Consider the following 20,512-nt stretch of genomic DNA (forward strand, 5'->3'; position numbering starts at 1 on the left):
TATGGCTGGAATTCCTGCAAGTAACATGACAATTTCCGAACCAATTGGCCAGGAAAAACAAAATTATACACCAGCCCTGATCACGCTGGCTGTGTTGTACTTCATGATGGGTTTCATTACCTGTCTGAATGATACGCTCGTACCTTTTTTCAAAAAAGGGTTTACGCTGACTTATTCGGAATCTTCGCTGGTTCAGTTTTATTTCTTTCTGACTTATGGCATTGCTTCCATTCCTGCGGGAAAAGTGGTGGAGAAAGTGGGTTATAAGAAAGGAATGGTGCTCGGATTTTCGATTGCTGCCTGCGGGGCGTTGTTATTTTTCCCGGCTGCGGTGATGCACCAGTACGCTTTGTTTTTGGCTGCCTTATTTATTGTCGCGATCGGGATTGTGCTTTTACAGGTTGCGGCCAATCCTTACATCACCATTTTAGGTCCGGCAAAAACGGCTTCTTCAAGGTTAACCCTTATTCAGGGTGTTGGCTCCATCGGAACGACAACGGCACCGCTTTTTGGTGCTTACTATATTCTTGCGCCGCTGCAGACATCCAGCGCATCCAGTGACGCCGTCAAGTATCCTTATCTTGGTATCGCTGCCGCGCTGATTATTATTGCGCTGATTGTAAGTAGGTTATCGTTGCCCGTTATTAAGATGCAAGACGAGGCTATCGAAAATACCAGTGATTCGAAAAAAGGTATTTTCTCTTTCAGAAACCTTAATTACGGTATCATTGGGCTGTTTGTTTATGTAGGCGCGGAGGTTTCTGTCGGAACTTTTCTGACCAACTATATTGCTGATCTGTTGAAAATTACTGAAAGTGCGGCAAATAATTATGTTGCCTTTTATTGGGGCGGTATGCTCGTGGGACGTCTGATTGGCTCTGTTTTACTGAAATCCATCAAAGCTTCAACGGTGTTAAGTGTTTGCGCTGCTTTGGCGATTATTCTGATAATCGTTTCAATCAATACAACCGGTTATCTGGCGGTATGGAGCATGATTGCCGTGGGTTTATGCAATTCCATCATGTTTGCGATCATTTTTTCGCTGGCGGTAAATGGTTTGGGGAAATACACAACCCAGGCATCCGGATTGCTGTCGACGGCCATTGCGGGCGGGGCCATTATCTCCTTTTGCCAGGGGTTACTGATCGACAACAGCACCTGGAAAGTTGCTTTTATGCTTCCGATGGCGTGTTACGTCTACATCATGTTTTATGGTTTGAACGGTTATAAATCGAAATTTAGCAGCTTATGAAAAAGAGCATCGTCCTCGCTTTGGTCTTACTAAGTTTTGTAATAAACGGTTTTGCGCAAAAAACGACAAAACTGTCGTCAAAGATTTTATTTATCCCGTTGGATGCCCGTCCGCCATGTCTGAAAATGACGGAGAAAATGGGGCTGATCGGAGATGCGGAGGTGATATCGCCGCCCCTGGCTTTACTGGGAAATTTCCAGGATCCGGGGCAGTCTAAAAAAATCAACGAATGGATCTTGAAACAGGACCTGAAATCTTTTGATGCGGCTATTATTGTTTTGGATATGATCGCGTATGGCGGGTTGGTTGCGTCCCGGAAGCATAATGTCGAATCATCTGTGGCGTTATCCCGCGTGGATGTTTTGAAACAAATTCGGAAGAATGCGCCGAAATTGAAAATTTATGGTCAAAGTGTGATTATGCGCCTCGCTCCGAGCGCAGACGGAAAAAATGAAGCTTATCGTGAAAAGCTGGCGACATGGGCGAAAATATCGCCTGATTCAGATGATAAAACGAGGGCGGAAGTCGCAAAACTGGAACAGGATATCCCGGCGGCGGTCCTTGCCGATTACAAAAGCGCGAGGGAGCGAAACTATAAAACCAATGTAAAAGCGATCGATTTTGTTAAAAATGGTCTGATCGATTATCTGATCTTATCTCAGGATGATGCGTCACCCAAAGGCGTTCACCTGGTCGACCGACAGAATTTAATTAAAACACGTGATGTACTTGGGTTAACAGAAAAAATTGCCATCCAGCCTGGTGCGGATGAAGTTTCGATGTTGCTTTTGGCGAGGGCTTTGAATAAAAATTACAAATTCGCTCCAAAAATCAAGGCGGTTTATTCTTCTGAAAAACTGAAAAATAAGGTCATGCCGTTTGAGGACAGGACGCTTGCAGAAACGGTAAGTCACCACATCAAGGCAACCGGGTCGCAGGAAGTTGAAAACGAAAGTGCCGCTGATATTTTGTTTTATGTGTATCCATCAAGGCATGAAGCAGGTGTCGCGGAAAAATTTGCCACGGAGATTGATCAAAAAATTAAGGCTGGTAAAAGAATTATCGTAGCCGATATTGATCCAATTGGCGATGTGCAGGGAGGTGATTCTGTCTTTACTATGGCGCTGGAAAAACGAAATGTTTTTTCATCCTTAAATGGATATGCTTCCTGGAACACAGCCGGGAATACGATAGGCACGGCCCTTCCGCACGGCGTGGTTTTTGCACTGGCAGAATCCAGATTTTTGAAAAACAAAACAATCGCCAGTCGTATCTGGACTGCACAAAACTGGTTTATGATCAACCGGGTGATGGACGACTATTATTATCATAACCTGGTGCGGGCCAAAGCAAATACATTTTTAACGGGAAAGAAACTGCCGAGTGCAGCACTCATGAACGACGCCGATAACCAGAAAGTCGAATCCTATTGCCTGGGCTTACTTCAAAAGTATATGGACTCGTTTCTGTCTGGTTATTTTAAGAAAAACAATAGTTTAGAGCAAAACATACAATGCGGCAAACCGGTGAATCTGAGTTTTGATTTGCCATGGAACCGCACTTTTGAAGCGGACATTGATTTTGATATCCGTTGCCAGGTTCAGTAAATACAGATTATTCCTAAACCCTATAAATTTTTAATACCTAATGCTGATTGCCTCGCCGGTCTTTTGACCGGCCGGGAAGACTATGTTCAATTAAACCCACAATTATTTAACCAATGCAGAATTTTTCCAAGCAAAAACGGCGCATGAGCTGGTGGCTCGTGTTGCTCATTACTATTTGTCAGCAGTATTATGCTGCTGCGCAAAGTCAGGATCTACGCGGTAAGGTAACGGAAAGTACAGGAGGGACGTTACCAGGTGTAACTGTTGTGATCAAAGGTACTTCCAATGGAACAACAACGGATGCAGAAGGAAATTATAAACTGACGTTAGGACAGAATTCTGGCACAGTCGTGTTTTCATTTATGGGCATGGTGAGCCAGGAAGTCGCTTTTAGCGGTCCGGGTGAAATTAATATAGCACTGGTTTCGGATAGCAAAACGCTGAATGAACTCGTCGTTGTAGGTTATGGAACGCAGAAAAAGGTAAACTTAACCGGTGCAGTTTCTGTGATTGACGGCGAAAAATTATCAAACCGTCAGGTAGCGTCGACTTCCCTGGCTTTGCAGGGCGCGGCTCCGGGTGTTACCATTACGCAACAATCAGGGGTTCCCGGCGGTGACGGAGGGACGATACGTATACGTGGGATCGGTTCAATTAATGCCGGACAAAATCCGCTTGTTTTGATTGATAACGTGGAGATGAACCTGGACGCGATTGACCCGAATAATATTGAAAGTATTTCAGTATTAAAGGACGCTGCCGCTGCGGCCGTTTATGGCTCACGTGCTGCAAACGGGGTAATTCTGATCACGACGAAACGTGGTGCGAATGGGATTAACATCAGCTATAATGCGTATGTTTCTGATCAGAAACCGACTGATCTGCCCAATAAAGTCAATGGTCTGGAGCATATGAAATACTGGGATATTGCCCAGGTAAACAGCGGTTTGCCGGCAGCCTTTACGTCGCAGATCGCAGCTTATGAAAAAAACGGACCGGATAATTTCAGCCTTTTCAATACAGACTGGAAAAAACTCGTGCTGACCAATAGCGGGATGATGCAAAACCATAACCTGAATATTTCGGGCGGGACGGATCGTATCAAGGTATTTGCTTCCGGCAGTTTTTTGGATCAGAAAGGATTAACAGCCAATACAAATTACAAACGTGCAGATTTTCGTTTCAACACCGATATTGCAGTAACGAAAACGTTGTCTGCATCCATGGATCTTGTTTTGAATAAATCAAACCGTTTATGGCCGGGGCAGTCTACACCGCAGTCTATTATTCGTCAGATGCTGGGTTTTCCGGCAACAACGCCAGGGCGTTATGACAGTGGTGAATGGGGCGAAGGCTGGTCTAACGCCAATCCGGCAGCACAGGCGGAAGATGGTGGTTTTGCAAGAAGCATCACCAATTCAAGAATTATTAAGGGAACTTTGACTTACAAACCAGTCGAAGGACTGGAAATTCTTGCGACTTACAGTTCCAATTATTACACAACCCGCGGCAGGACTTTTACGGATCAATACAAAATTTACAATGCCGATCCGTCGACTAAAACCTTGGTATTGGCCCGTCCCTGGCCTGCACTTAACTCGCTTTCGGATAATAGTGCCGAAAATACCCAAAACCTGTTCCGTGCGCAGGCTACGTTCAACAAGTCTTTCGGGAAACATAATTTTACCGTTCTGGGCGGTTTCAGTACCGAAGATTTCAGTACTTCCAATGTGAATACTTTCCGGCAAAACCTGTTGTCTGCTGATCGCCCATATCTTGACAGCGGAGATCCGCTTGGGCAAACGATTAGCGGTGGGGCCAGTAAATATTCGATGGTTTCCGTATATGGCCGTTTGAACTACAATTACAACGAAAAATATTTGCTTGAAGTCAATGGCCGCATGGATGCTTCTTCACGTTTCAGAAAGGAGAACTGGTGGAAATTGTTTCCGTCGGTATCCGGAGGATGGAGAATGTCGCAGGAAAATTTCTGGTCAGGCATAAGTCATGTTGTTAATGATGCGAAACTGCGTGCATCTTATGGAACACTTGGGAATCAGAATTTGATGCGGAATCTCGTTCCTGATTATTACCCGAGCTATTCGACCTTCTATTCGGGAACGGCTTACAACTACTATTTCAATAACGTTGCCAACGCGGGTTATGCGCTAACAACCGCTGCGAACCCCAATATCAAATGGGAAACTTCAAAAATCCTGGATATTGGTGCAGATTTTGCTTTGCTGCGTAATCGCCTGACCGTGACGGCTGACTATTTTCAGCGTGATATCAGCGATATGTTGCAACTGGTTCCAATCCCGGGTTACGTAGGGCTTGCTTCGCCGTTTGTGAATGTAGGTTCCATGCGCAACAACGGATGGGAACTGGGGATTGGCTGGAAGGACAAGATCAGCGATTTCAATTACCAGGTACAGTTTAATATTTCCGACGTTAAAAATAAGGTGCTGAAAAACGGTGGCACGCCAATAATCAACGGCGCGACGATCCAGCAGGAAGGTTATGCACTGGATTCTTACTACGGTTATCAGGCGGAAGGCTTGTTCCAAACGGCTGAGGAGGTGAAAAATGCGCCTTTCCAGTATGGAAACACGGCGGCGGGAGACATTCGCTACAAAGATATCAGCGGTCCGAATGGTGTTCCGGATAATAAAATCGATAGCTACGACCGTACGATTCTTGGGAATTATTTTCCTCGTTACGAATATAGTTTCAACCTTGCTGCCCAGTATAAAGGTTTTGATGTTACCGCGTTCTTTCAGGGTGTTGGTAAAAAGGATAATTATCTGTCGGGAACCGGTTCTCAGCCATTTTATTCAGCCAACTTCCAGGGCTCTATGTTTAAATATCAGGAAGATTTCTGGACACCGCAAAATACCGGCGCAGCTTATCCGCGTCTGACGGCCAACAGCATTCCTAATAACTACCTGACATCTTCCTACTGGGTGAGATCGGCTTCTTATTTACGTATCAAAAATGTGGTATTGGGTTATACTTTGCCAAAAACGCTGACTGAAAAAGTGAAAATTAAGTCGGCCAGAATATATTTGAGCGGCCAGAACCTGATAACGTGGAGCAAGTTCTTTCCAGGATTTGACCCAGAACAAAGGGATACTGGCGGAGAGTTTTATCCGATCATGAAGACGTACACGGTGGGTATTAACATTAAGTTTTAAGAACATGAAAAAGAAATTTCTCTATATAATCGGCCTTTGCCTTTCACTACAAGTGTTTTCGGGTTGCAAGGATTATCTCGAACAAGCACCGCTGGACGCTCCCGCAACCGGCCAGTTTTTCAATAACCAGACGGAGATGAACGCCGCCCTAACAGCTGTTTACAAATCGGCTTACTGGAATACCGGTACGACCCCTTATCAGTCGATAATGGATGGCTGGACGGATATTGCCCTGCTGCGCGCACCGGATATGGGCGAAGGTAATTTCGATGTTTTCAATGCCAATGCAAAATCAATCTGGACACTGGCTTATACGACGATCCAGCGTGCCAACACGATGATTGAGGGAATGGAAGCGGGTAAAGCCAATGTGCCCGCGGCAGCTTTTAATCGCATGCAGGCTGAGGCAAAAGGTTTGAGGGCATTTGCTTATTTCTTTTTGGTGAATTTATATGGTGATGTACCTTTGATTACAAAACCATTGCTGCCAGCCGATTTTTACATCCAAACCCGTGCACCCAAGGCAGAGATTATCAACTTTATTTATAGTGATCTCGATGCTGCGGCAGCGGTTCTTGACTGGGCACCGGTTGATCGCGGGCGCATGTCGAAAGCAATTGTGCTGGGGATTAAGGCGCGTACTGCGCTTTACAACAAGCAATACAAAGTAGCGGCTGATGTAACCAAACAGGTTATCGACGGAGCGGGATTAGGTCTGAATCCTAAATTTCAGGATCTTTTTACAAAAGCCGGGCAAACACCCAATGCCGGGAAGGAAATTATGTTTGAAATTCTTTATACCGACGCAGATGCGAATTCGATCACTTATCTGCCTTTGGGAAGTATTTCGAGGACTGCCGGTGGACAGTCAGGTCGTTTTCCGCAGCAGCGGCTGGTGGATATGTTTGAAGCAAAGGATGGTAAACGTATCGATGAATCAAAAGTATATGATCCGAAAAATCCGCGTCTGAACCGTGACTCGCGTTTGAAATATACCGTGGCAATTCCGGGTGACACGATCACGATGAACCAGACGACCTTTGTTTATGACATTTATAAAAATACCACATCGGTAAAAAATGCGGATGGGACGTGGAGCACCAAAGCGAACGCGGATTTTGACAATGCGTACGGACCGTCAAAAAGTGGTGTTGGATTGCTGCACGCGAAGTACACTTTCACGGCTGAAAATGCTTTTACAGCCCGCGTGAACTTTATTCTGATGCGTTATGCGGAAATTTTGCTTACCTATGCAGAATCGAAAATTGAGCTTAACGAAATGGATGCCTCGGTCATTAATGCAATCAATCTGGTGCGAAAAAGAGCGGGACAACCGGATGTAGAAACTGCGATTCTGGCGGATCAGAATAAATTGCGTCAGCTTATCCGACGTGAACGTACCGTGGAATTGGCCATGGAAGGTTTCCGCTGGTTTGATATCCGTCGCTGGGATATTGCTTCGGTTGTGATGCCGCAAAAAGTAATGGGTATTGCCAAAGATTCTGCGATTGTGCCTGCATCGCCTGATTTTAAGGCAACGGCCGTTCATGATCTGAATAATATCCCAACCTATACCACGAGTGAAAGCACCAGAATGCTGCGGGAGATTCGTTACTGGTATCCTAAATTAAATCTGTTTCCCGTTCCGCAGTCGGAAAGGGATATCAACCCAAAACTGACGCAGAATCCTGAGTGGTGATAAAATTGTTGTCGGCAATCGGCTGTCAGCAGTCGGCTGGTTCAGGATGAATAATATTCTTTTACAGAATTAATCTGAAAGCCGAAAGCCGATTGCCGACAGCATACTAAAATCCTTTAAATTAGAATCATGAATAGAAGAAATTTTATTGAGAATATTGCTTTAAGTAGTGGCGCTTTGGCCACTGCTTCTGCTTTTGTGCCAACCGTAGCGAAGGCAGAAACGAAAGAAATTGTTAACGGAAAAACAAAACTGACTGCCGATGTCGTGATTGCCGGCGGAGGATTGGGTGGCTGTGCGTCGGCGTTTGCGGCGTTGCGCAATAATTTATCCGTGATCCTGACGGAAGAAACGGATTGGATTGGCGGACAATTAAGTCAGCAGGGTGTGCCGCCGGATGAGCATCCCTGGATTGAAACACATGGCGCGACACAGCTTTACCGTGATTTCAGAAATGGTGTCAGGGATTATTACAAAAGGAATTACCCGTTAACCGACGAAGCGAAAGCGCGTAAGAATCTGAATCCCGGCGATGGTTCGGTTTCAAAATTGTGCCACGAACCGAGAGTTGCCGTGGCTGTGTTGAATGACATGTTTGCACCTTATATCAGTACGGGGAAGTTAACCCTTTTGCTGGAACATAAAATAACCAAGGCTTCGGTAACCGGAAATCAGGTTAAAGCGCTTGAAGCAGTGAATCTGCGCAGCAATGCAAAGTTGATTTTATCCGCTCCGTATTTTGTTGACGCAACAGAAATGGGTGATTTGCTGCCGATGACCGGCACTGAATTCGTTACAGGCGCGGAAGCAAAAAGCGAAACCAATGAGCTGCACGCACCTGAAAAAGCCAATTTGGAAAATAACCAGGCATTCACGGTCTGTTTTGCGATTGATTATGTTCCCGGAGAAAATCATGTCATCGACAAACCAAAGGATTACGACTTCTGGAAGAATTTTGCCCCGAAAATGACCAAGCCATGGTCGGGCAAACTGCTGGATTTATCTTATTCCAACCCTAAAACACTGGAACCAAAAGTGCTGGGGTTTCATCCGGAGGGTATTATGATGGGTGAAAAGCTGAATCTTTGGAATTACCGAAAGATCATCAGCAAAGATAATTTTAAAAAAGGTACTTATCCGGGCGATATTACGATCGTTAACTGGCCCCAGAATGACTATTTCCTTGGCAATCTGATCGGAGCCAGTGAAAAGGATTTTAAGAAATATTTCGATGGGGGGAAACAGTTGAGTCTTTCCCTTTTATACTGGCTTCAGACGGAGGCGCCACGGCCGGATGGAGGCAAAGGCTGGCCGGGAATCCGTTTGAGAAAGGATATTATGGGGACGGAAGACGGCATGGCAAAATATCCTTATATCCGTGAATCACGTAGAATCAGGGCAGTTTTTACGATAACAGAAGAACATGTCGGTGCAGATAACCGTGCGCTTGTTACGGGTAAAAAGGAGAATACGGCGGCGGAATTTTATGATAGTGTAGGGGTGGGTTATTACCACATCGACCTGCATCCAAGTACAGCGGGCAATAATTACATTGATTTCGGATCGCTTCCTTTTCAAATTCCGCTTGGCGCATTGCTGCCAAAACGAATGGAAAACCTGCTTCCTGCCAATAAAAATATTGGTACGACACACATCACCAATGGCTGTTATCGCCTGCATCCGGTAGAATGGAGCATTGGGGAATCTGTTGGGTTATTGGTTAAATATGCTTTGGACAAAAAAGTAATCCCAAGGGAAGTTCGTGAGAAGAATGACTTGTTGAAAGAATTTCAGCGTTTTATTGCAAAACAAGGTGTGGAAACTGAGTGGCCGAAAGCTTGAAAATGTTAATATCAGATTTGTAAATTGATTAAGTGGAGATACTTTCCCCTGACTTACTAAAATATTAGCCTGCAAGGACTTTTCCTTTCGCTAATTCAGGGTTAAAAATGCAAATATTATTACTGAAAGTAAGTAAGTTTGGGAGAAAGTATCAGATGTAAATATATGAGTCGAACGATTCGATTAGTGGGTGTTGGAGGCAAAAAAGGCGATCCGAAAAAAATAATTCTCGGTTATTTTGCGAATAATGGGAATACTACCATTCCGGATCTGAGTAAAGATCTGGACGTGAGTGTGCCTAAAGTAACTTCTCTGGTTAATGAACTGATCCAGGAAGGACTTATCAAAGATTACGGAAAAATAGAATCAACCGGAGGAAGAAAGCCGAATTTGTACGGAATCGTACCGGATTCGGCATTTTTCATCGGTGTGGATGTGAAGCAAAATCACATCAATATCGGGTTGTCTGATCTTCAGAAAAATCTGGTGAAAATTTCGGAAAAACTTGACTACAAACTGGACAATACCCCGGAATCTCTGGAAGCCCTTTGTGCTTATATACAAGATTTCATTGCTGCTCTTAATGTTCCGTCTGACCGCGTTTTAGGCATCGGTATCAACCTTTCCGGAAGAATTAATTATACCACCGGTCATAGTTACAGTTTCTTCCATTTTGACGAAAGTCCGCTGGCTGAAATTATCCAGGGCCGGGTCGGCATACCGGTTTTTCTTGAAAATGATTCCAGGGCGATGGCTTATGGGGAATTTTGCGCGGGGGCCGTCGAGGAAGAAAAAGACGTGCTTTTCCTGAATCTGGACTACGGCATTGGTGTCGGAATATTATTTGACGGGCAGGTTTATTATGGAAAGTCGGGATATGCCGGAGAAGTAGGCCACATGCCGTTTTTCGATAACGAGCGCATTTGTCATTGTGGAAAGAAAGGATGTCTGGAAACGGAAGCTTCCGGCTGGGCTTTGAGAAGAATGTTTCGCGAAAAACTCGCCGAAGGTTCTTCCTCTGTTTTAACTTCAATCAAAAAGATCAGGCCCGAAGATATCACGATGGATGATATTACCGAGGCAGCATTGAATGACGATGTTTTGGCAATCGAACTGATCGCAAGGGTAGGGGAGAATCTGGGCCGTGGCATTGCGGCATTGATCAACGTCCTGAATCCTGAACTGGTTGTTTTGGGAGGGAGTCTGATCAAAACCGGAGATTATCTTTATTTGCCGATCAAAACGGCTTTGAATAAATACTCATTAAGTCTGGTAAATAATGATTCTCAACTTAAAATGTCGAAACTGGGTGAAAGAGCCGGGATTTTAGGTGCTTGCTTATTGGTAAGGAACAGGTTGCTGGAGATTGGATAAAGTACAGCGCCGAATACCCCTGCTACCGCCAGGACATCTGGCGAGGGGCCTTTAGGAGCACCCTGTTTATAGAAACGAAATTAGGTGCCCAGGCCTGGCTCCTTCGGAGCCTCCTGTTTTATATGCCCGGAACTGGTTGAGGGGCGACTCCGAAGGAGTCTGGATTGATGGCTTTAATATGTTTTTGCTATAAACAGGATGCTCCTAAAGGAGCTCGTATGATGCCAAAATTCGCTGATCGCTTCTGGTGATTTTTATACCTAAAATGATCTTAATCAAAAGAAATCGTTTCAAACAAAAAGCGATACAGAGTTGTCCTCCATATCGCTTTTAAATAATTTTCAAATTTCTGGATTACTATTTTCCACCCTTCGCCTGCTTCAGAGCCTGTGTGGTTGTGTAGTATTTAGCAATCATATTTGGCACTTCCCATTCCGGTAATTTGCCAGCTTTCAGGTATTCCATGTATTTGTTTGCAACCTGCGCGAAGTGAGATTCGTGGCCGGTATCATACTTTGCAGGAATGCTGATTTCCCAGCCTTTCGCATTTTTCTTCAGTTCAATACCCGGGAATTTATCCTGTACGGTTTTGAAACTTTTCGCGACGGCTTCTTCATAACCTTTGTCTTTGCCAACCGTTTCAATATAAAGCACAGGCTTGTATTTCTGGTCTTTTCCCTGACGAACGATCAGATTGGCTTTGGAACCCTTCATGATGGAGTAGTGTGTATCACCAGTGCCTTCCGGAGCCTGAAAATTCCAGATCACCGCAACTTTTGCATGAACGCCTTTAAGCGTGTAGTTGATCTCGCCGTTGGAATAGACATTCAACGTGCTGTCTTTTACATCTTTTTTCAGGAATTCAGGATAGGTATCACTTTTTGTCACCAGCTTGAATTGCGATGGTTTCAATTGCGTAGCCGATCTTTTTGTAGAAAGCAATTTTATGTCTTTTTGGTAATCCAAAGTTACGTTGGGGAAGCAGCTCCATTGTACCAGGTCAACCAAATGGGTTGTCACATCGACCATGCCTTCGCCCTGCTGGTTCACATCGAAAAACCAGGTCGGACGTACCAGCGGTTCTCCTGAAATGTATTTAAAAAAGTGGTGGACACTTTCTTTGACTACTGCCGGATCCGAAGGAGTTCCTTTTTGCAGTTCCCCGAAAATATCAGGAAGTTCAGCCAGTTCACGCTGTAATGTATTGGTGATTTCATAACGCTCGGTCATGATATCGTAAAGCAAAACTTTATTTTTATCAGCACTTGTGAACGCTTCTTTTAACAAACCAAACCCGGCGGCATCGATAGCCATCGGTTTGTCGGCCAAAACGTTTAAACCTGCATCAACGGATTTTTTAATGAAATCGGTCTTTTTTTGGTTGTTTCCAGCCAATACCACGACGTTTCCTTTCTTCTCAGACAACATTTTGTCCAGAAAGTCAGCGCCGGTATATACCTTTTCCTCCCATTTCGTCGGATCTTCGGCGCGGGTATTGTATTTTTCTACTTTATCAAGGTATGCTTTTACATCCGGCCCTTCGGATGCGTAAACGTGTACCAGCGGATTAACATCTGCATACATCGATTTTTGTACCAAAGCAGCATGAAAATGCCCCGGTTCAACAACGATCAGACTTAATGATTTTTCCTCTTTTTGTTCCGTTTTTTCTTCTTTTTTGGTAGTACATCCCTGATTCAATGCGATAATACCGGTTAAAGCGATTGTCAAAAGTTTTCCCTTCATGTAAGCTTAATTGACAGTGGAAAATTAAAAATGATTGATCCTAATTTATCATGCCCTCGCAATGGTGCCAGGGTTTTACTTATAAGACGAGATTTCTGTTAATCTCCCCGCACTGTGCTGATCAATATATAAAATTGCGTCAGGATGATTGCGGAGAATTGTCGAAGGAAATTCTTCACTGATCTCATCTTCAATGGTATGCTGAATAGCTTCTGCTTTCTTTGAACCGGGCACAATGGCATAGGCATATTGCGCTTTTAACAATGCCGGAATTGTAATGGTAAGGGCATGTTGCGGTACTTCATCGAAAGAATCAAAACAGGCATCATTAACCTGCTGCTGGCGGCAGGCGTCGTCGAGACTTACCTTTTTTACTATCAGCGGATCGTCAAAAAAGGCAACATGCGGGTCGTTAAAAGCGAGGTGACAGTTTTCGCCGATACCCAGACAAACAATATCGGTCGGAAAATCAGTGAGCAATTGTGAATAACGTTCGCACTCTGCCTCAATATCCGTTGCATTTCCATTCAGGTAATGGACGGAATGCAACGGAATTTTATCAAAAAGTCTGATTTTTAGGAAATAGCCGAAATTTTGTGGCGCATCGCTGGCGAGACCCACATATTCGTCCATGTGGAAGGCATTGATCCGTTCCCAGGCAATATTTTTTTCTTCCGATAAAACGGCAAGAAACTCATTTTGAGAAGGAGCGGAAGCGAAAATGATGTTGATAAATTCCTTTGTTTTTAACAATTCCCGGATTTTTGCGGCTACTGTCCTGGCAGCACTCGCACCCATTTCCTGTCTGTTATCGAATATTTGTACTTCTAAATTACCAGCTTTCATTTTTTGTGTTCGTTAATGTTTTGTTAAACGCAGCGTCATGGGAGGTCTCGCGCAGGATTAAAAGAGTTTATATTATTTGCTTAATCAATGCTTTGGTTTGTTAAACGCAGCGTCATGGGAGGTCTCGCGCAGGATTAAAAGAGTTTATATTATTTGCTTAATCAATGCTTCGGTTTGTTAAACGCAGCGTTATGGGAGGTCTTGCGCGGAGTTAAAAGAGTTTATATTATTTGCATTAATCAATCTGCGTAACTCCGCGCCCAACTCCATTACCTCTGCGTTTCATGCGTTTAAATACCAAGGGCGTCGTAAATGACGTGTCCGTTTACGATGGTTTTTTCTATGTTAATGTTTTCGTCGAAGATTACGATGTCGGCGTCTTTTCCTGCAACCAGCGATCCTTTCCGGTTATCCACTTTCATGATTCTTGCAGGCGTGAGGGAAATCATTTTTACTGCATCGAGCAATGAAACGTCGGCCATATGAATCATATTTCTGACGAGTCTGTCCGCGGTCGCCACACTACCCGCAAAAGAGGAGCGATCTGGTAGTTTGGCAACACCGTCTTCTACAATCACTTTCAACCCGGTTTTTAAAGGGCCTAAAACACTGTTGCCTTCCGGCATTCCGGCGGCACGCATGGCATCGGTGATCAACGCGATCCGGTCAGCTCCTTTTATTTTCATGATCAGCTTCAACAAAGGGGCTGGCAAATGAATGCCGTCGGCAATAATTTCCACATCCATCGCATCAATAATAAATGCACTTTCGATAACCCCGGCATAACGGAAGGCATTTTTACGCGTTACCCCCGACATGCCCGAATACAAATGGGTAGCCAGTGTATAACCGTTTTCAAAACCTTCCAAGACCTCTTCATAGATCGCATCCGTATGCGCCAAAGCGGCTAAGACGCCTTTCGATTTTAAATATTTAGCAAATTCAATGGCGCCTTTTAATTCGGGTGCAGCACTCCATCGGGTTATGGAAGACGAGTGCGCAAGGACTTCCTGATATTCTGCCGGATTCGGGTCACGGATATAACGAGGGTCCTGGGCCCCGCGCTGGCTCATCGCGAAATAAGGTCCTTCAAGGTGCATGCCTAAAAATTGCGCACCTTTTGTGTTTTTCTTGTTTGCGATTTCATAGAGATCCAAAGTTTTTAAAAGATCTTCTTTTTCACTGGTCAGGGTTGTCGGAACCATAGCCGTAGTTCCGTATTGGGCGTGGGTTTCAGCAATCGTTAGAAAGGCCTCTTCGGTTCCATCCATAAAATCCGCCCCGCCGCCGCCATGAATGTGGAGATCAATAAAACCCGGTGCGATATATTTTCCATGGGCGTCTACCTCTTTCGCTTCCGGGACATCTATATTTTTCTCACTTACTTCACGGATGATACCATTTTCAATGATAACACAGCCGTTGGAAATGATGCGGTGTGGGGTTAGTATTTTTCCGTTGAATATTTTGGTAAGAGTCATTGTATTTTTCGTTTAATCCGTTTGGATTTTTATTGGGTTACCGGCGCTCAAATCTGTCACCCTTTCAGGGTTTAGTTCTGAGCTTGTTTCATTTTTGCTTTTCTATAATACTGCCATCCCTTCGGGATTGGTTCGGATAGATCACTTCCGCTGTTTATTGTTCTATAATACTGTCACCCTTTCAGGGTTCGGCTCTGAACTTGTTTCATTTTGCTTTGCTATAATACTGCCATCCCTTTGGGATTGGTTTGGATGATTTGGAAAGATTATTACCTGTTCACGATTATTTGTATCATCACATTCTGCAATATCCGGATCCAAACCCCGAAGGGATGATAGTATTATAGTAGTATTCATTAGAGCCGTGATGGGGTGACAGAACCAACCCAATCAAACCGCCCACTTCCGGATCTTATGCCCCTGAACTGCGTAGAAAACAAGGTACAAGTAACAAGGGAACAAAACCCAGTAAGCCGTTCTTACATCGTATAAATCCGCGATGTATCCGTAAAACAGCGGCATGATTGCATTCCCGCATAAACCCATAATCATCACCGAAGCGCCAAGTTTTGTAAAACGGCCAAGATCGTCCAGTGCCAATGGCCAGATTCCAGCCCAAACCAGGGAATTGGCCAAACCCAGAAGCACAACAAACCAGATGGAAATATCCGTCGTGTGCCCAAGAAAATTCAACTGTCCGTGCGTGAAAATAATGAGCAGTGTAAAGGCAGTTCCTAAAAGTGTACAAATCCGGAGTGCGTTCACCTGGCTAATAAATTTCGGTATCAGCGATATCCCGATCAGATATCCGCAGATGGTACAGAAGAGTGTGTATGATGGAAATACTTTGGCTTCCAATAAATCGATCCCCATTGAATTGGCATAACTGATAATGGTGTCGATTGCTATAACCTGCGTCCCGACATGTAAAAAGATCGCTAATGCACCGAGAATCAAATGCGGGAACTGAAAAATACTTGTTTTGCCTGCGTTGGCCGTTGCAATCTCTTCACTTTCATGTTCCGTATCAATTTCGGGCAAGGGTGATTTATAGACAAGAATTCCCAGTATAAAAAGAAATGTACCGAGACCAATATAAGGGTTGATCACCCGGCGTATCAGTTCATCCAAAGCAGCACTGCGCTGTACATCCGTCATGGTACTTAATTGAGCGAACAGATCAGTATCCGTTGGACGAAGAATAACGGCAGCAAACACGATAGGAGACAAAATTCCGGCGGCCTTATTACAAATTCCCATCATACTAATGCGCTGTGCGGCTCTTTCCTTTGCACCAAGAATCGTAATGTAGGGGTTTGCAGCAGTTTGCAAGATGGCCAAACCGATCCCGATTGTAAATAAACCAAGAAGGAAAATTTCATAGGTGCGGGACATGGCAGCCGGGACAAAAATGAAAGCGCCCGCAGCCATGCACCAGAAACCAATCATCATCCCCTTTTTAAAACCTACCGCTTTTAACAGATAAGAAGAAGGCACAGACATGACAAAATAGGCAATGTAAAAGGCAAAAGCCACCAGATATGCCTGAAAGCTCGTGAGTTCGCAGGCAATTTTAAAATAGGGTATAAGAATAGAATTAACCCAGGAGACAAAACCGAAAATGAAGAACATCAGACCAATAATCAGAATAGAGATCGTCGTGTCATTCTTACTCAGCTTGTTTACCCGGATTAAGGTTGTTTGAGCATTCATTTTCTTGGGAAGTTGAAAGTGGAGAGTTGAAAGTTGAAAATGTGTTGATAAACTGAATACCTTCAATATGGGTTGAGCATTGAAAGTTATGCGAGCAATTACGCCATGCCAACTTTCAATGCTCAATTTCAACTAAACAGTAGGCTCCCAACCTTTGGCATACTCACGTTTCCAGAGTTTCGCGGCTTCCTTGTTATTTTTGATATGCCCGTTTTTAGAATCGATTTCGAGAGAACCGCCTGACCGTACCGCGATATTGCCAAGCTGACAAAGCAGGGTGCTCTGATGCCCGCCAACGATTTCTGCATTAACGGTGGTTCCTTTTTTTATACCATCAAAGAAATTCTGTATATGGATGGCATCCAGCGCCTGTGACGGATCCATTTTGTTTCTTGGATCTATTTTATAGTCGTTTTTAACATCCTTTACGAGTTTATTTTCCAGGTCATAAACTTTGTAAGAGTTTCCAGGCTCAATCTGGATTGATCCGGTTTCACCATAAAATACCACACCGACGCTCGCGCCTTCAATGGTCCGGCCATTGCAGCTTCTGCCTTCCCAGGTCATTCCTTTGTCGTTTCCGAAATCCCAGCTGATCACCTGTGTGTCCGGTGTCTGCCAATCGTCTTTGTAGCGGTACCGGCCACCGGAAGAAGTTACATGTGTGGGGTATTCCACGCCTAAGCCCCAGCGCATGAGATCCACCATGTGTGTACCGTTGTTGAGCGCTTCACCTGTTCCCCAGTTCCATAGCCAGTGCCAGTTATAATGGACGAGGTTATCTTTATAAGCCGTCCGGGGTGCAGGCCCCTGCCATAATTCATAATCCAGCCAGGAAGGCACAGCCACTTCTTTGCCAATGCCGATGGAGGCACGGTTGTTGGTATACCAGCCTTTTGCAAAATAGGGTCTGCCGATTGCTCCGTTGATTACCTCTTTTACCCCTGCGGCAACATTCGGCCAGGAACGGCGCTGGTTACCCATCTGGATTACATTTTTATATTTTTTAGCAGCTGCTACTAAAAGTTCACCTTCGTTCGGGTTATGGCTGCATGGTTTTTCCAGATAAACATGTTTGCCGGCTTTGGAAGCGAGTATGGCCGCAGGCGCATGCCAGTGGTCAGGCGCGGCAACAACCAACGCATCCATATTTTTGTCTTCCAGAGCCTTTCTGAAATCAGGCTGGTTTTTCGGCTTGGAACCCGAAAGTGCTTCTACTTTTGCAATACATTTTTCCGCAGCTCTGGAATCTACATCGGAAATATAAACAACCTCACAATTGGGCTGCAGGGCATAGTTGCTTGCCAATGCCAATCCGCGGCTGTTGACACCCATGACGCCGACACGTACTTTTTCATTCGCGCCGATAATTTTGGCATAACTTTTCGGGCTGAAACCCGGAAGAATCCCGCCCAATGAAAGCAACGCTGTTCCGGCTAATGTTTTTTTGATGAAATCTCTTCTGGAATCCTCGTTTGGTACACTGTGATCGGAGGAGTTTATATCTGTATGCTGCATAAAGTTAAGCGTTAAGCGTTTAGTGTTTTAATTTCATTACGGATCCTGTCTCAGAATTTTTCGGCCGAAATATGCAGGTAAAAGCTTGTGTTCTAAAATTACTACTGATTTCGGGTACGTACCCGAAAAATATAAACAATAATCTTAATTAACAAATACACTTAAAAAATAAGGTTAATATGTATTTTTTAGAAATATAATTTGCAATGATCACTCAATTTTCAACCCAGAAATTGATGCGTTTTCAAGCCCTGATAACCGGAGTTTTTAACAACAAATAAACTTCCTGCATACGGTTGTTTTTTTAGTTGCTCAGGCGTTAATCCTGTTTTGGCTGAGGTGATGTATAAATCCGTCAGATCTTTTCCGCCGAACGTGCAGGAGGTGATTTGGGCGGCAGGTAAGCTTATCTCACTTATTTTTTGCCCTGTCAATGGGTTGAAGCGGACTACTTTCCATCCATTCCAGACCGCAATCCATAACATACCTTCGCTGTCGATTGTCATGCCATCCGGATAACCTTCGTTTTTGGGGATTTGAACAGCAATTTTCGGATTGGCTATATGGCCGGTGGAAATATCAAAATTATAGGTGATTACGTTTTGGGTTAATGTATCGATATAGTAAAAAATCTTTTGATCCAGACTCCACGCAAGTCCGTTGGAGCAGCCTACATGCTCGATTTTCGTAGCAACCGAAAGATCTTTTTCCAAAACATATAATTTTCCTGCACCCGGCATATCGTTCATCGCCATAGTCCCTGCCCAGAACCTTCCGGCCGGATCACATTTGCCGTCGTTGAAGCGGTTATCGGGTAAATGTTCTTCCGGATTGTAAATCAAGTTTTGAAGCTGGTTGTCTATATCGATTTCATAGAAGCCGTTTTCAAGTGCTGCGATGATACCGCCTGATTTTTTTAGTGCAATTGCCCCGGTTTTTTGTCCCGTTTTATACACATGATGCAGTCGGGATTCGGGATAAAATTGATGAATTTCTCCTTCCAGAATGTCTACCCAAAGAATTCGGTTCTTATCATGATCCCAAACGGGTCCTTCTCCCAGAGCACATTTATGATTGTTGACTACTTCCCAAATCATAGGTATTTGACGTTAAATGGAGGACTTAAATCACTTCTTGTCTCAAAAGTGTTGTAACAAATGCATCGTCAATCAAATGGGGATAGGCGTTGCAAACCCGTTCAATTTCTTCTGCCTGCCCTTCGGAAAGTACTTCATTTGGATTCAAACACCATATACCGTCCAATAAACCCTGTTTAAAAAGGACCTGATGCACGCCCGGAATACAACCGTGAAACGCATGTGCGGGATCAAAAATGGCGGCATTCATATCGGTGACTTCGATATTTCTAATCAGTAATGCTTCGAGGGCATGGGTATCCGTTTTGACGGTTTCTTTAATTTCTGCCAATAAATCGACCGCTTTTTTCGTCCAGACAGCCCAGTGCCCCAACAAACCGCCAACGAATCGTTTTTCGATAATTTCATTGTTGATTTTAAACCTGTAAGGCGTGATCAGGTCGGCCACAATGTTGTCATCATTTCCGGTGTACAACGCGACTTCGTCTTTTCGGGGAGAATTACAAAGCGCCCTGACAACGTCCAGCGTCTGGTAGCGGTTAAATGCTGCTACTTTGATGGCCAGAACGTTAGGGGTATTGGCAAACTTTTCCCAGAAATCATAACTATAAATACGTCCGCCAATAGCGGCCTGGAGGTAAAAGCCAAACACAGGTATAATCTCAGAAACAGTCCTGATATGTTCAAGCACCTCTTCCTCGGAACGATCTCCAAGCGCCGCCATGCTGACCAGGCCCATGTCGTAACCATATTTCACAGCCAGATTTGCCTCCGCAATCGCCTGTTCCGTTGGTCCGCAGATGCCGGCAATTTTAAGGAAGGGTCTCGTTAAACCCGCTTTCTCTATTTCTTCCGCGGTTATCTTAAAAACAGTTTCCAGTAAATTGATTTCAGGTTTTCTTATTTCAAACTGCGTGGTGTGTACACCGATTGCGACGCCACCAGCGCCACTTTCAATGTAATAGCGTGTCAGTCCACGCTGCTTGCGCTCGTCTAATTTATAGTCGGCATTCAAAGCCAGCGGATGCGCCGGAATGACCGTTCCCTGGTATAGTAAGTCCCTTTTTTCGGATGATAAATTTTTCATGTTTTGTGTTTTTTGCCTGCCGGGGCGACTCTCGTCGTCGCCCAATCCCCGCATAC

General features: G+C 44.4%; 13 protein-coding genes. 6 read left to right on the forward strand and 7 right to left on the reverse strand.

The window, feature by feature from the left end; all coding sequences use genetic code 11:
- Position 1: 1 nt before the first annotated feature.
- The 6 genes from RB622_RS09640 to RB622_RS09665 all read left to right on the forward strand — a co-directional run bounded on the left by RB622_RS09640 (position 2) and on the right by RB622_RS09665 (position 10,968).
- Positions 2-1,252 (forward strand): sugar MFS transporter, encoded by a 1,251-nt coding sequence (locus tag RB622_RS09640; protein WP_308046338.1) that lies wholly within the window; start codon positions 2-4, stop codon positions 1,250-1,252.
- Positions 1,249-2,859, forward strand: a complete 1,611-nt coding sequence (locus RB622_RS09645; RefSeq protein WP_308046339.1) for a DUF4127 family protein — start codon at positions 1,249-1,251, stop codon at positions 2,857-2,859. Before RB622_RS09640 ends, RB622_RS09645 begins: the two co-directional genes overlap by 4 nt.
- Before the next feature lie 113 nt (positions 2,860-2,972).
- A complete protein-coding gene (locus RB622_RS09650) occupies positions 2,973-6,053 on the forward strand; it encodes a TonB-dependent receptor (protein WP_308046340.1) in 3,081 nt (1,026 codons plus the stop codon).
- A gap of 4 nt (positions 6,054-6,057) precedes the next feature.
- Positions 6,058-7,752 carry a RagB/SusD family nutrient uptake outer membrane protein gene (locus RB622_RS09655; RefSeq protein ID WP_308046341.1) on the forward strand — a complete coding sequence of 565 codons (1,695 nt, stop codon included), beginning with the start codon at positions 6,058-6,060 and terminating at the stop codon, positions 7,750-7,752.
- A gap of 129 nt (positions 7,753-7,881) precedes the next feature.
- A complete protein-coding gene (locus RB622_RS09660) occupies positions 7,882-9,594 on the forward strand; it encodes an FAD-dependent oxidoreductase (RefSeq protein WP_308046342.1) in 1,713 nt (570 codons plus the stop codon).
- A 165-nt stretch (positions 9,595-9,759) separates the two neighbouring features.
- Positions 9,760-10,968 (forward strand): ROK family protein, encoded by a 1,209-nt coding sequence (locus RB622_RS09665; RefSeq protein ID WP_308046343.1) that lies wholly within the window; start codon positions 9,760-9,762, stop codon positions 10,966-10,968.
- Between the two features lie 357 nt (positions 10,969-11,325).
- On the opposite strand, the gene RB622_RS09670 is transcribed toward RB622_RS09665, so the two are convergent.
- The 7 genes from RB622_RS09670 to RB622_RS09700 all read right to left on the reverse strand — a co-directional run bounded on the left by RB622_RS09670 (position 11,326) and on the right by RB622_RS09700 (position 20,456).
- The gene (locus RB622_RS09670; protein WP_308046344.1) at positions 11,326-12,714 is read right to left on the reverse strand and encodes a putative oxidoreductase C-terminal domain-containing protein; all 1,389 of its coding nucleotides are present in this window, start codon (positions 12,712-12,714) and stop codon (positions 11,326-11,328) included.
- 75 nt (positions 12,715-12,789) lie between these two features.
- Positions 12,790-13,560, reverse strand: a complete 771-nt coding sequence (locus tag RB622_RS09675; protein ID WP_308046345.1) for a glucosamine-6-phosphate deaminase — start codon at positions 13,558-13,560, stop codon at positions 12,790-12,792.
- A 290-nt stretch (positions 13,561-13,850) separates the two neighbouring features.
- Positions 13,851-15,041: an N-acetylglucosamine-6-phosphate deacetylase gene (gene nagA, locus RB622_RS09680; protein WP_308046346.1), complete on the reverse strand. Its 1,191-nt coding sequence runs from the start codon at positions 15,039-15,041 to the stop codon at positions 13,851-13,853.
- A 390-nt stretch (positions 15,042-15,431) separates the two neighbouring features.
- Positions 15,432-16,754 (reverse strand): sugar MFS transporter, encoded by a 1,323-nt coding sequence (locus tag RB622_RS09685; RefSeq protein WP_308046347.1) that lies wholly within the window; start codon positions 16,752-16,754, stop codon positions 15,432-15,434.
- A gap of 132 nt (positions 16,755-16,886) precedes the next feature.
- A complete protein-coding gene (locus RB622_RS09690; protein ID WP_308046348.1) occupies positions 16,887-18,272 on the reverse strand; it encodes a Gfo/Idh/MocA family oxidoreductase in 1,386 nt (461 codons plus the stop codon).
- A 221-nt stretch (positions 18,273-18,493) separates the two neighbouring features.
- Complete coding sequence (locus tag RB622_RS09695; RefSeq protein ID WP_308046349.1) at positions 18,494-19,369, reverse strand: SMP-30/gluconolactonase/LRE family protein; 876 nt, start codon at positions 19,367-19,369, stop codon at positions 18,494-18,496.
- 25 nt (positions 19,370-19,394) lie between these two features.
- Positions 19,395-20,456, reverse strand: coding sequence for a dihydrodipicolinate synthase family protein (locus RB622_RS09700; RefSeq protein WP_308046350.1), 1,062 nt, complete (start codon positions 20,454-20,456; stop codon positions 19,395-19,397).
- Positions 20,457-20,512: the final 56 nt, after the last annotated feature.

It is taken from the genome of Dyadobacter sp. LHD-138, assembly GCF_030929615.1.
In the GTDB taxonomy this organism is placed as follows: Bacteria; Bacteroidota; Bacteroidia; order Cytophagales; family Spirosomataceae; genus Dyadobacter.

Excerpts from the sequence above, each read along its gene's own strand:
- RB622_RS09640 (WP_308046338.1), top strand. The coding sequence starts at position 2 with ATGGCTGGAATTCCTGCAAGTAACATGACAATTTCCGAACCAATTGGC.
- RB622_RS09655 (WP_308046341.1), top strand. The coding sequence starts at position 6,058 with ATGAAAAAGAAATTTCTCTATATAATCGGCCTTTGCCTTTCACTACAA.
- RB622_RS09660 (WP_308046342.1), top strand. The coding sequence starts at position 7,882 with ATGAATAGAAGAAATTTTATTGAGAATATTGCTTTAAGTAGTGGCGCT.
- RB622_RS09675 (WP_308046345.1), bottom strand. The coding sequence starts at position 13,560 with ATGAAAGCTGGTAATTTAGAAGTACAAATATTCGATAACAGACAGGAA.
- RB622_RS09645 (WP_308046339.1), top strand. The coding sequence starts at position 1,249 with ATGAAAAAGAGCATCGTCCTCGCTTTGGTCTTACTAAGTTTTGTAATA.
- RB622_RS09685 (WP_308046347.1), bottom strand. The coding sequence starts at position 16,754 with ATGAATGCTCAAACAACCTTAATCCGGGTAAACAAGCTGAGTAAGAAT.
- RB622_RS09695 (WP_308046349.1), bottom strand. The coding sequence starts at position 19,369 with ATGATTTGGGAAGTAGTCAACAATCATAAATGTGCTCTGGGAGAAGGA.
- RB622_RS09650 (WP_308046340.1), top strand. The coding sequence starts at position 2,973 with ATGCAGAATTTTTCCAAGCAAAAACGGCGCATGAGCTGGTGGCTCGTG.
- nagA (WP_308046346.1), bottom strand. The coding sequence starts at position 15,041 with ATGACTCTTACCAAAATATTCAACGGAAAAATACTAACCCCACACCGC.
- RB622_RS09690 (WP_308046348.1), bottom strand. The coding sequence starts at position 18,272 with ATGCAGCATACAGATATAAACTCCTCCGATCACAGTGTACCAAACGAG.
- RB622_RS09665 (WP_308046343.1), top strand. The coding sequence starts at position 9,760 with ATGAGTCGAACGATTCGATTAGTGGGTGTTGGAGGCAAAAAAGGCGAT.
- RB622_RS09670 (WP_308046344.1), bottom strand. The coding sequence starts at position 12,714 with ATGAAGGGAAAACTTTTGACAATCGCTTTAACCGGTATTATCGCATTG.
- RB622_RS09700 (WP_308046350.1), bottom strand. The coding sequence starts at position 20,456 with ATGAAAAATTTATCATCCGAAAAAAGGGACTTACTATACCAGGGAACG.